The sequence below is a fragment of the Endozoicomonas sp. PH6C genome, from assembly GCF_059322965.1.
Map to the genome: position 1 here is coordinate 3969199 of NZ_CP185342.1, position 14681 is coordinate 3983879.

General features: G+C 48.8%; 15 protein-coding genes. 8 read left to right on the plus strand and 7 right to left on the minus strand.

Annotated features, from left to right (window positions below):
• Positions 1-161: 161 nt before the first annotated feature.
• From ACOMG9_RS15400 to ACOMG9_RS15415, 4 genes are all read right to left on the minus strand, one after another.
• Complete coding sequence (locus ACOMG9_RS15400; RefSeq protein ID WP_494529067.1) at positions 162-833, minus strand: hypothetical protein; 672 nt, start codon at positions 831-833, stop codon at positions 162-164.
• Positions 834-1362: 529 nt separating this feature from the next.
• A complete protein-coding gene (locus ACOMG9_RS15405; RefSeq protein WP_494529068.1) occupies positions 1363-1566 on the minus strand; it encodes a hypothetical protein in 204 nt (67 codons plus the stop codon).
• A 179-nt stretch (positions 1567-1745) separates the two neighbouring features.
• Entirely contained in the window at positions 1746-2075 is a 330-nt protein-coding gene (locus ACOMG9_RS15410) for a helix-turn-helix domain-containing protein (protein WP_494529069.1), read from the minus strand.
• Positions 2059-2295 carry a type II toxin-antitoxin system RelE/ParE family toxin gene (locus ACOMG9_RS15415; protein WP_494529070.1) on the minus strand — a complete coding sequence of 79 codons (237 nt, stop codon included), beginning with the start codon at positions 2293-2295 and terminating at the stop codon, positions 2059-2061. Before ACOMG9_RS15415 ends, ACOMG9_RS15410 begins: the two co-directional genes overlap by 17 nt.
• A gap of 768 nt (positions 2296-3063) precedes the next feature.
• Here ACOMG9_RS15415 and ACOMG9_RS15420 point away from each other — a divergent pair.
• From ACOMG9_RS15420 to rapA, 7 genes are all read left to right on the plus strand, one after another.
• A complete protein-coding gene (locus ACOMG9_RS15420) occupies positions 3064-3687 on the plus strand; it encodes an L-threonylcarbamoyladenylate synthase (protein ID WP_422137123.1) in 624 nt (207 codons plus the stop codon).
• 368 nt (positions 3688-4055) lie between these two features.
• On the plus strand, positions 4056-5270 hold the full coding sequence (locus ACOMG9_RS15425; protein WP_448217532.1) for a tryptophan--tRNA ligase: 1215 nt from the start codon (positions 4056-4058) through the stop codon (positions 5268-5270).
• A 142-nt stretch (positions 5271-5412) separates the two neighbouring features.
• Positions 5413-6276 (plus strand): segregation and condensation protein A, encoded by an 864-nt coding sequence (locus ACOMG9_RS15430; protein WP_422134331.1) that lies wholly within the window; start codon positions 5413-5415, stop codon positions 6274-6276.
• Positions 6276-7199: an SMC-Scp complex subunit ScpB gene (gene scpB, locus ACOMG9_RS15435; protein WP_494529071.1), complete on the plus strand. Its 924-nt coding sequence runs from the start codon at positions 6276-6278 to the stop codon at positions 7197-7199. Before ACOMG9_RS15430 ends, scpB begins: the two co-directional genes overlap by 1 nt.
• 124 nt (positions 7200-7323) lie before the next feature.
• Positions 7324-8235: a 23S rRNA pseudouridine(2605) synthase RluB gene (rluB, locus tag ACOMG9_RS15440; RefSeq protein ID WP_422138369.1), complete on the plus strand. Its 912-nt coding sequence runs from the start codon at positions 7324-7326 to the stop codon at positions 8233-8235.
• Positions 8236-8389: 154 nt separating this feature from the next.
• Positions 8390-8677: a YebG family protein gene (locus ACOMG9_RS15445; RefSeq protein ID WP_422134334.1), complete on the plus strand. Its 288-nt coding sequence runs from the start codon at positions 8390-8392 to the stop codon at positions 8675-8677.
• Positions 8678-9047: 370 nt separating this feature from the next.
• A complete protein-coding gene (gene rapA / locus ACOMG9_RS15450) occupies positions 9048-11918 on the plus strand; it encodes an RNA polymerase-associated protein RapA (RefSeq protein WP_448217534.1) in 2871 nt (956 codons plus the stop codon).
• Between the two features lie 98 nt (positions 11919-12016).
• Here the strand turns inward: rapA and ACOMG9_RS15455 are convergent, their stop codons facing one another.
• The 3 genes from ACOMG9_RS15455 to lpxL all read right to left on the minus strand — a co-directional run bounded on the left by ACOMG9_RS15455 (position 12017) and on the right by lpxL (position 13593).
• Positions 12017-12292, minus strand: a complete 276-nt coding sequence (locus ACOMG9_RS15455; protein WP_422138371.1) for a type II toxin-antitoxin system RelE/ParE family toxin — start codon at positions 12290-12292, stop codon at positions 12017-12019.
• Positions 12292-12561, minus strand: a complete 270-nt coding sequence (locus ACOMG9_RS15460; RefSeq protein WP_422138372.1) for a CopG family ribbon-helix-helix protein — start codon at positions 12559-12561, stop codon at positions 12292-12294. The genes ACOMG9_RS15455 and ACOMG9_RS15460 overlap by 1 nt, the downstream gene beginning before the upstream one ends.
• 84 nt (positions 12562-12645) lie before the next feature.
• On the minus strand, positions 12646-13593 hold the full coding sequence (gene lpxL, locus ACOMG9_RS15465) for an LpxL/LpxP family Kdo(2)-lipid IV(A) lauroyl/palmitoleoyl acyltransferase (protein WP_422134338.1): 948 nt from the start codon (positions 13591-13593) through the stop codon (positions 12646-12648).
• 275 nt (positions 13594-13868) lie between these two features.
• Here lpxL and minC point away from each other — a divergent pair, with 275 nt between their 5' ends.
• Positions 13869-14651 (plus strand): septum site-determining protein MinC, encoded by a 783-nt coding sequence (gene minC, locus ACOMG9_RS15470; protein WP_448217536.1) that lies wholly within the window; start codon positions 13869-13871, stop codon positions 14649-14651.
• The last annotated feature ends 30 nt before the right edge of the window (positions 14652-14681 follow it).

Genomic DNA, 14681 nt, shown 5'->3' on the forward strand with positions numbered 1-14681 from the left:
TACTGTCCTTCAAATATTCAGAAAGCAATAGAATGCCCCCACTCTCCTTCGACCGTGCATCCTGAGCGGAGTCGAAGGGCGCTCAGGGTGAACGGAGTTTGGTGAGCGAAACGAAAGAACCGGGAGTATTTGTGATGCGGCATTGCCCCTGTTTGTTCTGATCAATGAACAGACTGATAACCTTGTCGCTTATATCGGTGATAAAAATAGCAGGCTGCTCCGATGACTGACGCCGTTCCAACAAAAGCGACACTTCCAACTACAGCAGGAATAATGATTTTATTATTATCAGAGGGAAAATTAATAGATTTGCCCATACACCCTTCCGGAAAGTCGTAAAACTGCGGTTTATTAGGCATATTCCAGCTGGCGACACAATCATTATTCTCTCCACAGTTAATTATCCCGCAACTTTCAGCAGCAGTTTCGCAAACAGAGCTTATTTTGACAGTGCATTTTTCTGGTATATCTAGAAAAATATTTGTGCATTGTCCAGCACCATCGCCTTTTGTACAAAAGTCCCACAATAACCCTTTGTATTTAAAGTGCGGAATGGCACATGATCCGTCATTAGGTAACAATGGCCGAGAATTGCTTGTTACACAGATTTCAAGAAACCCATCATCGTCCCTACCATAAAAACAATAATCGCTGCCTACACCCCAAGATGGGCACAAAAACGAACCTCTGATTCCCCAAGAGCCAACAGCAACAACACAAACTTCTTTATTCTTTGGGTTAGTAAAAGTGCCAACCGCATTACCCTCATGACAAGACGTCCAAGTCAATTTTTCATGTCTAATGTGTAAAAGATACAGGGCAATTTTTGTCATTGACGTAAGGAATGCATGGATCCGTAGGCAGAAAATAGTCAGATCCAGGAGGATGATCAATTTTACATTTACAATCATCTTCACAATCAGACGGGCAATTCGTATCTATTTCAGATTCATAAACACTTATGTCACATATTGTCTGTGTGCGTGGAACAAAACATGTAGCATCTTGACAAACATTATTAATGGGATACCACGTTAGATCTTTACAATCAAAAAAACATTAGCAGTGTCTTGAAAACTAAATAAAATGTTAGATGGACATTTTATAACTCCATCTTTGGTAGTATTAACAGATTGGTAAGACTCATCAGCAAGCAATGAGGTAACTGCCTATGAACTAATAATTACAATTCGTAATAAAACACAGAGACAAGGAGTTTTCATAATAAATGCCCTGACCAACTACAAACAAGCAATGAAAAATAAACAGGATTGACTTGCCGAGCTGAGTATAGCCGCATAACCCTTTAAATCAGTGGTTGCCGACAGGCAATCCACTGGATTTTATTGGTAGGTGGCATGGTTATTGACGTGAGATTAAGGCTTTGAGCATTTCCTTTATTTCTACATTGTCTGCTCTTAATGCAGCAATTTCCTTGTCCTGCTGATCGAACCTTTGATGCATTTCACCACGGGTTTGACCAAGGCCGTCAACTAAGTCAGTCAGGGTGTTACGGATATGATTAATCTCTGTCGACTGAGGTTCGGGTTTGGGTTTCGCACTCATGGGTTACTCCTTGATAAAATGTCAAAGAAGAACAGCATAGCAGAGACTGGCACAAAGACACCTAACATAGTGCCTACGGGACATCCTCGTCGACTGTTAACATAATGTCTGGTTCATTCTCATCGCCGACGGCGACGTCTGGTTGAGGGGCGCAGCCTCGGAGAGAACTGGAACCATTGTTATGTTGCAGCTTGTGGCACAAAACTGATTTTTACTTTATACCCAATCGCCTTTGCATAATCTTCGATAGTTGACAACTTTGGAGATGTTTTAGAATTTACATTCTCCAAACGTGAAATATTACTTTTTTGCGTATGCAGAATTTCAGCCAGTTCTTCCTGGGTTAAGCCTGCTTCTTTACGAAGGGCAATAAGCTGCTTACGTAATTCATAAGCAAGCTCAAGCTCTTCGTACTCTGCCCTCACTTTTGGATTTTTAAGAGCTTTTTTCTTGAAATCAGAAAATGTTGGTCTTGTCATTTTTTGACCTCCTTCATCCGCTTTTGGCAAGATCCAGCTCTTTTTTAGGCATTTTCTGTGTTTTCTTGATGAAGGAGTTGAGGATGACGACCTCTTGCCCCTTGACCTGACAAAACAGAGAACGACCTATGCCTTCTTTGCCTTTTGCTCTGATCTCGAAGAGACCATCGCACATTGGAGCTGTATATGGCTTGCCCAAAGCAGGGCCAAATTCTTCAATCATTTCAGCTAGATGGATGAAGTTAGCCAAGATTCCCTCGGGGAAGCTCAGGGTCTCTTCCCCTACCTTCTTGCTGTAAAACGTATAATGATTGTCATACTGAAGTCTTCTGGGATCAAAAAACGCAAACGGCCATAATGACTCATTTTTTGCAAAACGATATGTGCAAGCCCTCTTTTGACTTCATGCTTGCGAAAATAACCCAGTACGCACCCGTTAAAGATAGACAGACATTTATTGTTGGTAGCATTGTTGAACGGATGAGAGACACTGGCAATTTTTTGATTTTGCTGAAAAATATCTTGCTGAAAAAAGCATTCCTGTTAAACAAACTTTTCCGGGCAATAAAAAAAGACATACCGATTTAATATTTGATAGCAAGGAAGGCGTTATTTACGAGTTGCAACTATTAAACAAAGGGCGTCACCAGTTTCGCATCACTGACCGCAGAAAAGATTCTGCATACTCTTTTAAAAACACCGATTTTGATAAAAAGCTCATTAATACTGAAAGTACTTATTACTACTCTTCTGAAAACAAAAATCATTTTATACCCATAAATCTATACTTTTCTTCCTCATAACCCTTGCGCAGCTTACTGAGGATCGTGAAACCTTATCACTAAACCAAAGCCCTTGGTATCGTCCCGAATTGAACGCAAACGTTGCACCGGCTTGCTTCGGTGGTATGATGCGCACTCCAATTTTACTGCAAGAGAATGGCAACCTGTCGACATCCCTTTGAACACAGTGTCCAAAAGACGGTTCAATAGGTGCAGGTTCCATGTATACAACAGCCATGAGTCAGTTTTTCCAGATCCACCCCGAGACGCCACAGCTTCGTCTGATTCGCCAGGCCGCAGAAATTCTGAGGGCTGGAGGGGTGATTGCCTACCCTACTGACTCAGCCTATGCCCTGGGCTGCCTGATCGGTGACAAGAAAGCGGTTGAGCGCATTCGCCAGATTCGTCGATTGGACGAAAAGCATAACTTCACACTGGTGTGCAGAGATCTCTCTGAACTGGCCACCTACGCTCAGGTCGACAATGTTCAATACCGTCTACTGAAACATCATACACCCGGCCCTTACACTTTCATTCTCAAAGGCACCCGTGAAGTGCCTCGCCGCCTGATGCATCCCAAGAGAAAAACCCTGGGTTTACGAGTACCAGAGTGCAGTATTGTAAGCGCCCTGCTCAATGAACTGGACGCGCCCTTAATGAGCAGTACTCTGCAGTTGCCAGGTGACAATGAACCCATGCTGGACCCATACGACATTCGTGAAACACTTGAAAACCAGCTGGACCTGGTCATTGATGGAGGTTATCGAGGTATGGAACCAACCACCGTGATCAGTTTGCTGGCAGAAACGCCTGAAGTCCTACGGAAAGGTAAAGGCAATCCGGAACCGTTTCTCAACTGAATCCGATCCAATGCACTAATCTGTTGCTAGCAGCCTGTCGGACTTAAGACTGTCCTACTGCGGTTGCAATAAATTGGTCTAAAAACCCCTGTTTCTTCGTCAAATAGCTCGCTATTCTCCTCAGAAACAGAGATTTTTATCCTCAATTTCTTGCAATCCTCGCTACGGACGCTTAAGTCCGACAGGCTGCTAGAGAAATCCGACTTCATGACAGATTTTTTTTACTGTGAAACATTTTTCATCTTCGGGGGCGACAAAAATTTGTTTCAGTCACCATGGCTGATTTATTCACTGCTGGCAAAAACACGCTTTTACCGTCGTGCAAACTGTCGTACCCTGTTCACTCAGGATTCTAACGGGAGAGCCTCTTGAGCGCTGTAGACTCACAGTCGCGTGTTCTATCTGGCATGCGACCTACTGGCCGATTACATCTTGGCCATTATCATGGGGTATTAAAAAACTGGCTTCGGCTGCAACATGAGTATGAATGTTTTTTCTTCGTAGCTGACTGGCACGCGCTGACCACTCACTATGAAGAGCCGGAAAAACTCGAAGATTCAGTCTGGGACATGGTCATTGACTGGCTGGCGACTGGCATCAATCCCGGTTCGGCCACCCTGTTCATACAATCCAGAGTTCCGGAGCATGCAGAACTGAATCTGCTGCTCTCCATGATTACCCCGCTCTCTTGGCTGGAAAGAGTGCCCAGCTACAAGGATCAGCAGGAAAAACTGAAGGAAAGGGATCTCTCTACCTTCGGCTTTCTTGGCTATCCACTCCTGCAAAGCGCCGATATCCTTGCCTACCGTGCAGGTCTGGTTCCTGTCGGTGCTGACCAGGAAGCCCACGTGGAGATTACCCGGGAAATCGCCAGACGCTTTAACCACCTTTATGGTCGGGAGCCCGGCTTTGAGGATAATGCCGAGGCCGCTATCGGCAAAATGGGCAGAAAAACTGCCAACCTCTACCGCAAGCTCCGTCGCGCCTACCTTGAACACGGGGATGACGAAGCTCTTGCCACGGCCAAGGCGCTGCTCAAAGAACAGAGCAATATCACCCTGGGCGACCAGGAAAGACTGTTTGGCTATCTGGAAGGGACAGGTAAGGTTATCTTGCCGGAACCTCAGGCTTTGCTGACTGAACAGCCCCGCATGCCGGGTCTGGATGGTCAGAAAATGTCCAAGTCCTGCGGCAATACCATCGGCCTCAGGGAAGACCAGGACAGCGTAGCGTCAAAACTGAAAAAGATGCCCACAGACCCGGCTCGCATTCGCAGGAATGATCCGGGCGAGCCGGAAAAGTGTCCGGTCTGGCAACTGCATCAGGTCTATTCAGATCAACAACGCAGAGACTGGGTTCAGGAAGGCTGTCGCTCAGCAGGTATCGGCTGCCTTGACTGCAAAAAGCCCCTGATCGAAGCGGTACAGGCTGAACTGGAGCCTATTCGTTCAGAAGCCAGGGAACTGGAAAACAATCCCGATGTCGTAAAAAGTATCATCGCCGAAGGGACCGAAAAGACCCGGGACGAAGCCCAGGACACCCTCAGGGAGGTTCGGGAAGCCATAGGACTGGACTATCGTTGAACACTGTGTTTCAGTGAAGTATCAGCTATTACAAACTACAGGTCAGGTTCTTCGAGTCTGATCGTCATAAAAAGCAGTTTTACCGTTTGTCGGTCAAACTGCTTTTTTTCAGTTAGAGGATTCGAAACAGGGTGAAGCATCAATGACCTCCACGGAAACCGTGGCTGAGCCCGGAGAACAACCCCCTGAAGAGCTGACAACGCCAGCTCAATCGGACTCTGAGCCTGAACTCATTGAACACCAGATACGGGTTATGGGTCAGCCCATGGCCAAGTTGCCTGACGACCTTTACATCCCACCGGATGCCCTGCAAGTTTTTCTGGAAGCCTTTGAGGGGCCTCTTGACCTGCTGCTCTACCTGATCAAGCGTAACAACATGGACATCCTGAACATTCAGGTGGCAGTCATTACAGAGCAATACATGCAGTATGTAGAATTGATGGAATCAGGACAATTTGAGCTGGCAGCTGAATACCTTGTCATGGCCGCGACACTGGCCGAAATCAAATCACGAATGCTGCTGCCCCGGGTCTCTGAGGACGAAGACGAGGAAGAAGATCCTCGTGCCGAGCTGATTCGTCGACTGCAGGAATATGAGCGCTTCAAGAAAGCCGCAGAAGATATTGATCAAATGCCAAGAATGACCCGGGATCTGCACGAAGCCAGTGCGGCCCCACCCGACCTGGAAAAGGAACGCCCCCATCCGACAGTGGATCTCAAAGAGATCATGCTGGCCATGGGAGAAATACTCCGCCGCTCAGAAATGTACGTCAGTCACCAGGTTGAACAGGAAGCCCTGTCCACCCGTGAACGGATGAGTGAAGTTCTCTCCATGCTGACCTCTGAGCGTTTCACTCCCTTTGTTGCCCTGTTCCGGCTTGAGGAAGGCAAACTCGGCGTTGTCGTTACTTTTATGGCGGTGATGGAACTGATCAAGGAATCCCTGATCGAACTCATTCAGAATGAACCTTTTGGCCCCATTCACGTAAAGGCACGGATTGACTGATGGAAGCAGAACAACTGCAACGTATCCTGGAAGGAGCTCTGCTGGCCAGCCAGAAACCCCTGACTGAAGAAAAGCTGGCCGCACTGTTCCCCGAAGACCTTTACTCTGAGGAAGAGCGCCCGGATGACAACCAGATTCGTGGGGCTCTGGTAGCTATCTCTGAAGCCTGTGAAGGACGGGGCTTTGAACTCAAAAAAGTGGCATCGGGATACCGCTTCCAGGTCAGACAGGAATTGTCACCCTGGGTTGGCAGACTCTGGGAAGAAAAACCACAGCGCTACACACGGGCACTGCTGGAAACCCTGGCCCTGATCGCCTACCGGCAGCCCATCACCCGGGGGGAAATCGAAGACATTCGCGGGGTGGCCGTCAGCAGCAACATTATACGAACCCTTCAGGACCGCGAATGGGTTCGGGTGGTAGGTCACCGGGATGTCCCGGGGCGTCCGGCCATGTTTGCCACTACCCGCCAATTTCTGGATTATTTTAATCTGGAAAATCTCAATGAACTGCCCCCCCTGTCCGAGATTCGTAATCTGGAAGAAGCAGCCCGGGAACTGGCAGAAGCTAACGATCAGAGCAGACCAGTGGCAGAGGACGCTGAAGTTCAGGAGGACACTGAGGTGGAAGAGCAATCCTCTGATGAGCTATTTGCCGAACTGGATGAACTGGAAGCTGATCTGCCAGATAACTTTGACGATCTGATCCGTAAAAAGAACATTGATGAACCAGAACCTGAACAACCGTTGGTTGAGCAGGAGGCTGAACAGGAGGCTGAACAGGACACCCATATATCGGATTCGTCGGTAGGACTTTTCGCTGAAGAGGATCAAGTCGCACACCAGGCGACAAATCCATCCTTTGAAGAAGAGCCTGCTTCCGAAGTAGAAACACCCGTGGAAATATCAAACGAAAATAACTAACCCCTGAGCAATGCCTGATGACCCGATGGAACAGCCACGGAAATCCACGCTGTCTTAACCTATCCTGAATCGCTATACTTTGGCCCCTTTGATTGAGAAACAGAGCGGCATAGCCGTAAATACCATGACAACTGAAACCACTCCTCCCCAGGGTGAGAAATTGCAAAAAATCCTGGCGGGCGCCGGCCTGGGCTCGCGCCGTGAGATGGAACGCTGGATCAGCGAAGGTCGAATCTCCGTCAACGGAGAACAGGCCAGCCTCGGCGACCGAGCCTCAGCTGAAGACAAGATTGCTGTCGACGGCCGCCCGGTCAAACTGGAAACCTATGCTTCCGGAATCCGTCGTGTCATCGCCTACAACAAGCCGGAAGGCGAGATTTGCAGCCGCCACGACCCGGAAGGCCGCCCGACCGTTTTTGACAAACTGCCCAGACTACAGGGCGAACGCTGGATTGCCATTGGCCGTCTGGATATCAATACTTCCGGACTGATGCTGTTCACCACCGATGGTGAGTTGGCCAGTCGCTTGATGCACCCTTCTTACCAGGTTGAACGTGAATACGCTGTTCGAGTGATGGGTAATACAACAGAGCAGAAAGTTAAAAACCTCTTCGATGGCGTCGAGCTGGAAGATGGCCCTGCCCGTTTCACCGATATTGTTGACTCAGGCGGTTCGGGTATCAACCGCTGGTTTCATGTCTGCCTTCTGGAAGGCCGTAACCGTGAAGTGCGCAGACTCTGGGAATCACAGGATTTGACAGTAAGCCGCTTGAAACGAGTTCGTTTTGCCAATGTCATCATTCCTGACCACCTGCGCATGGGTCAATGGGAAGAAGTAGAAAAAACTGACATCGACGAACTGGCGGCAGCCGTTCAGCTATCACCCGCACCCAACACACCAACTCGCAGAGTCGATCCGAGACACACCAAAACCGGCCTGAAAACCAGAGGCACCCGTGGTAAACCTGCTATCAACAAGAAGCGGCCCTCGCCTCACAAAAAGCCTGGTGCTTTCAAAAAGAACAGGCATCGCTGATGTTATCTGAGCTCCAGCCATCGAGTTGGAGCTCTTGGTGATACCCTGAATATGCTTTAATGAGTTTCCATGCTGGCCCTGACCGGGTTCTCACTGGACAGATTAACTGTACTTATATACAGTTAATCTAAACCACACCTGACAGGAGAGGCCCATGTCTATTACCCCCATGTGGCGAGTTGACCGGGACGGAAGCATGTTTACAGATAAAAAAGCCGCTGAAGAATACGATCGCATGTTGGAACTGGCCGGGAATATCACCAGCCTGCTGGAAGATCACTTTGAAATTGATGAGCAACTGGCAGAAGAGATCGGCCTGATGTTCGCCAAAAACAAGGAAGCCTTCGCCAAAGCCTTTAAAGGCAAACCGGACCTGGTGCTCGAGATAGGCCAGACTGCTGAGCAAGACAATGACCCAAATGAGGATCAGACTTCGGCCTGAGCTGGCCTGCCAATATCCGATAACCAAGAGCGGAAAGCCCTGATCCGCTCTGCCACAAACCCTTTTTTATCCCCTCCCATTTAGAACGAATCAGGAATAAAGAGCATGGGTAAAAACAATCATCCATTTCCCTCTGACTCACTTCAGGTTCAGCTTTAAAATAGCTCTTTGTGAAAAAAAGTCTTTCTTTCATTCCTGATAGAGAAACCCTTTTTTTTACCAAAAACAGCGGTTCTAAAGGTCATTTTTCCCATAATCAGACCAAGACACTAGTGAAGCAACCCGCCAAGTAGCACTTGTACTGGTTGCTAATACAGCGAATTCCGCTAATATATCGGCCTTTTTGTCTGGCAAGGTATGTAGTCACGACATGACGAGCTTCGTTCCTGGACAGCGCTGGATCAGTGACACCGAAACTGAACAAGGGCTGGGTACCGTTCTGACTTTCGATAGTCGCATGGTAACCCTATTGTTCCCCACCACCGGTGAAACCCGGCTCTACTCCATTAATAACTGCCCGCTATCAAGGGTACAATTTAATCCTGGTGACAAGATAGAAAGTCACGAGGGCTGGACCATGACGGTGACAGAAGTCATCGAAGAGAATGGTCTGCTACTGTATAGAGGCGTTCTTCCCGACGGAAAGCCCAAAGAGCTTCCCGAATCGGAACTGGGCAACTTTATTCATTTCAACAAACCGCAGGACAGAATGCTGGCGGGTCAAATAGACCAAAACAGCAACTTTTCCCTGCGATACAAAACTCTGTTGAACAATTGTCGACTACTAAGCTCTCCTGTGAGAGGGCTGCTCGGTGCCCGTACCAGCCTGATACCTCATCAGCTGCATATAGCGCGTGAAGTGTCTGGACGTCATGCTCCCAGAGTGATGCTGGCTGACGAAGTCGGCATGGGTAAAACCATTGAAGCCGGTCTCATCCTGCATCAGCAACTGATCACTGAACGAGCCAGTCGGGTATTGATTCTGGTACCGGAAACACTTCAGCATCAGTGGCTGGTTGAAATGCTGCGTCGTTTCAATCTGCACTTCGGACTGTTTGATGAAGAGCGTTGCCGTGCGACTGAAGATGAAAACCCGTTCAACACGGGGCAACTGATTCTCTGCAGCCTGGACTTCCTGAGCCAGTCCGAACATCGTTTTCAGCAAGCTCTTGAGGTCGACTGGGATCTATTGATCGTCGACGAAGCTCACCATCTGGTCTGGTCAGAAGAAAACCCCAGCCGTGAATATCAGGTTGTGGAAACATTGTCGTCACAAATTCCCGGCCTGCTGCTGTTGACAGCAACACCTGAACAGATGGGACCCGAAAGTCACTTTGCCCGGCTCCGTCTGCTGGACCCTGATCGTTTCCACGATCTGGTGACCTATCAGGAAGAGGAAAAAAACTATGAGCCTGTGGCCGAAGCGGTTCAAGAGCTGCTGGAAAATAACCACCTGCCGGAAGTCGCCTGTCAGCACCTGACCGGTTTCCTGGGTCACGATTGTCAGCCTCTGATCGACCTGATCAATAATGGCTCTTCTGAACAAAAAGAAACGGCCCGCGAACAGCTACTAAAAACCCTCCTGGACCGCCATGGTACTGGCCGGGTTCTGTTCAGAAATACCCGTGCAGCGGTGGGAGGATTCCCCGGCCGTGTTGTTCAGGGGTACGCCCAGAAGCTGCCCGAGCTTTATCAGATTGCCCAGGAAGAAGAAACCGAAGCCCGTGGTTCGCTCTACCCCGAACTGGCTTACCAATCCCATATCTGTGTTGATGATATGGACCCCTGGTGGAAGGTAGACCCACGCATCGACTGGCTGATTAACCTGCTGAAGCTGCTTAAAAAACAGAAAGTGCTGGTGATCTGTGCCAATGCCAATACCGCTCTGGATCTCGAGGACGCTCTCAGAATTGTGTCTGGTATACCCACGGCAGTGTTCCACGAGAACATGACTATCGTAGAGCGGGATCGAGCGGCTGCATGGTTTGCTGATGAGGAATACGGTGCCCAGGTTCTGGTCTGCTCCGAAATTGGCAGTGAAGGTCGCAATTTCCAGTTTGCCCACCACCTGGTGCTCTTTGATCTGCCTGCTCACCCGGATCTGCTGGAACAGCGTATTGGACGGCTCGATCGCATTGGCCAGACTGAGACCATCAAAATCCATGTTCCCTTTATAGAGGGCACCGGACAGGAATTAATGTTTCACTGGTATGATCAGGGCCTCAATGCCTTCGCCGATACTTGCCCGTCTGGCAGCATGGTCTTTGAAAAGTTGGGTGAAGCATTCACTGAAGCACTGGCGCCTGAAAAGAAAACGACACTGGCAGACATTCAACCATTGATCGAAGAAACCGCAGATCTCAATGCAAAAATGAATAAACACCTTCACAATGGTCGGGATCGCCTGCTGGAAATCAACTCCCGTGGCACCCTCTCCAGTGAAGATCTGATTAACGACATCGAAGCACAGGAAGAACCCAGGCAGCTCAAGCGCTATATGGAAAAGCTGTTTGAAGGATTTGGCGTCGAGTCAGAAGATCATTCCAAACATTGTCTTGTTGTGCGTCCGGGCAGCCATATGGTGACCTCCTTCCCGGGCCTTCCGGCTGACGGTATTACCGTCACCTTTGATCGGGATATGGCCCTTTCCCGGGAAGACATGCACTTCCTCACCTGGGAGCACCCCATGGTTCGTGAAAGCATGGACATGCTTCTCACCAGTGAGATGGGCAATACCTCGGTGGCTCTGTTGAAAAACAAAGCTCTGAAACCGGGCACCATGCTGCTGGAAGCAATCTATGTCGTCGGAGCTTCAGGAGAGAAAAAACTGCAGCTGGATCGATACCTGCCTGCGACACCGATTCGCTGCCTGATCGATCCCGGCATGAACAACCTCTCGGAAAAAGTGGCCTTCGACACCCTGAACGCCCAACTTCAGCCCATCAAAAAAGGTATGGCGAAGAAACTGGTGAAAGCGCAACGGGAGCCAATTCTGACCATGCTGGCCAGAGCAGAGCAAGCGGCGAAGGAACAGGTTAACCCCATTGTGACCGAAGCCTGCAAAAACCTGCTGAGCCATGTTACGGAAGAGATCAAGCGGCTGGCTGCCCTGAAAGCAGTGAACCCGAACGTACGTGATGAAGAGATTGAACACCTCAAACTGCGTGCCGCCCTGGGTCATCAATGTCTTCAGAAAGCGATGCTCAGGCTGGATGGTTTGCGATTGATGATCGCCGGTTAACAACGCATAGGGCACTGGCGCGATTTTTTTCGTGTTCAGTGCCATTGGTTGTTGTGTCTTTTTTGTCCTGTTTATAAGGTAACAACAGGTTACTGCTTCTATCGATCTTCACGAGTATGCCAGAGCCTCAAAATATAAATGGTTGAGTTCTGGATTTCATAGCGTATTTCATATTGCCCTATAAGTATCTTTCTGACTTTTCTAGGCCCAAAAGTTTCAAGCCGTTCACCAAGCCTTGGGGTTTCCAGCAGACTGTCTGGACAGGATGTCAAAGACTGAACCGTTTTAGCCGCAGCCTGATTATTTACCAGAGCTAAAAAATCATACAGCCACGACAAATCAGAAAGGGCTTTGCTCGTCCACTTAATTTCCACTAGGGTGGAACCGGCAAGGGGTTATCAGTCCCAAGACTTTCTGCCCACTCTTGCACAGCCTGATGATCAATAACAGCATTTGCGTCTACGTCTGACAGCGCTTCCCGGGTTAGCCTGTCACGCTCTTCTTGCTGGTCAATCCAGGCGGAAAGAGCTTGCTTGATGATCCACCCACGTGATCGCTCAAGTCTCTGTGCGAGCAGTTCCACTTTTTCAGCCAAAGGTATTGGCACATGGGCAGTTAGTACCTTCGTGTCTGTTTGAGCCATGACAACCTCACTTTTAATTAAATATTATTAATTATGATTAAGTCAAAAATGGTTTCAGACCCAGAAGCCATCAGATCATAGCAATTACTTTTTATAAAAACCCACCTCACCCTCAGGCCGGGTCTTGAATCGGCGATGCAACCACATATACTGATCCGGGTTTTTCTTTACCTGCTCTTCTACAAATTGATTGACCCGGATCGCATCCTGAAGATCATCGCCCCGGGGGAAGTCTTTCCAGGCCTCAAACACCTCAAGAACATACCCCTCGGAACCCGGTTTTCGGGTGACCACCATGGGCACCACTCTGGCCTTACCCATTTTGGTCATTCTGGAAGTGCCAGTCACCGATGCGGTCTGAACACCAAAGAAAGGAGCAAAAACACTTTGCTTGGGACCATAATCCTGATCGGGAGAGTACCAGACGGTTTTTCCCTGTCTCAGGGATCTCAGCATACCCCTTACATCCCTTCGGCCTAACAGACGACTCCCCCGGTCATAACGCAGACGTTGCCTTCTCTGCATGTATTCAAAAACAGGATTCTTGTGTTCACGATAGGTCGCGTCGACACTGTGCCTTAGCGTAATCAGAGCGCCCGATATTTCTATGGTTGTAAAATGCAGAATCAACAAAAGGTTACCCTGGCCAGTCTCTGAATTGAGATTTTCAAGACCTTTATAGGTCACCAGTCGTTCAAGTCGCTTTCTTGGCCACCACCAGGCCATGATGACTTCCATCAGACCGATGCCAACCGACTCAAAGTTTTTCTGCAACAGGGCGTCCCTTTCCGCCTCACTTATGTGGGGAAAACACTTTTCCAGATTGACCCGGGTAATACGCACCCTGCTACCACCAAAACGCAATAAAAGACGACCTACCAGACGCCCGAGGAGCACCATGACAGAATAAGGAAGCAATGCCACCAGAGCGGTGAACCCCAGTCCCAGCCATACTGGCCAGAACTTTGGTTTCAGGTAGGACCACTGAAAGCGATCGGCTTCCGTAGTATTACTTAATTCATCCGACTTCATCTATTCACCAGAAACCCTGTTTCAATAAACTTGCATAATCAGCGAAGCATCAGCCTGCCCTTGTCCGGCACTATTATCTCAGCTGCCGGGACCGAGGTCATGTTTCTCAGGGGCTAGCTTGTAAAATGACTTGAGAAATATTGCTTTTGATCGTAGCCTGACAAGCAATGCGGAGCGATAGGCCAGAAAATGAAAGGCATTGTAACTTTTTCCTATTATCCGTCAGATACAGCAAGAACATTGCTGACCTAACTTCCGTAAATAACATGGCCGCCATGAATTCAACTCTGACCTCAAAGCCATCAAAAGCCGCATTCCAGCTCAAAGGCGGCATTTATACGCTGACTACGCTTGAATTGCACAACAGCTGTCTGATCAGCTTTAGCAGGCAGTTGCAGGCGATGTCGGAAAAAGCCCCCCACTTCTTTCAGGAGACACCGGTGGTACTGGCCCTGGAGAAGTTACCAGCAACCATTGATGCCTCTGATCTGAGGGCTATTGCCGGGCGACTAAGGGAGTCCGGTATGATTCTGGTAGCCGTCCGTGGCAGCGAGCAGTTCAGATATACGGCGGAGCGTGCAGGCATAGCCTGGCTACCCTTTCAGAAGACAAAGTCAGAGAAAAATGTGGTCATGATGCAACAGAACGGTCAACCGATGCCGGTCGAACGTCATGAGCCAGCTCGCTTTGAGCAAAAAGAAGAAACCTCAGCCACCTCAGACTCAGAAACAAAAATTATCGATCAACCTGTTCGCTCTGGTCAGCAAGTCTATGCCCCGGGCGACCTGGTTGTACTATCACAGGTCAGTCCGGGTGCAGAATTACTGGCTGGCGGGCACATACACGTCTACGGACTTTTAAGAGGCAAGGCGCTTGCCGGGGTTAATGGCAATCCTGAGGCAAGAATTTTCTGCCATCGATTCGAAGCCGAACTGATTTCCATCAGCGGTCAGTACAAGCTCACCGATCAGACGGAAGAATCATCCTGGAGCCGCCACTGGGGTAAGTCTGTCTTAATAAGGCTTACTAAGGATCACTTGCACATCAGCAGGCTTTAATAAATACTTGAACATTGACCACCACTTACT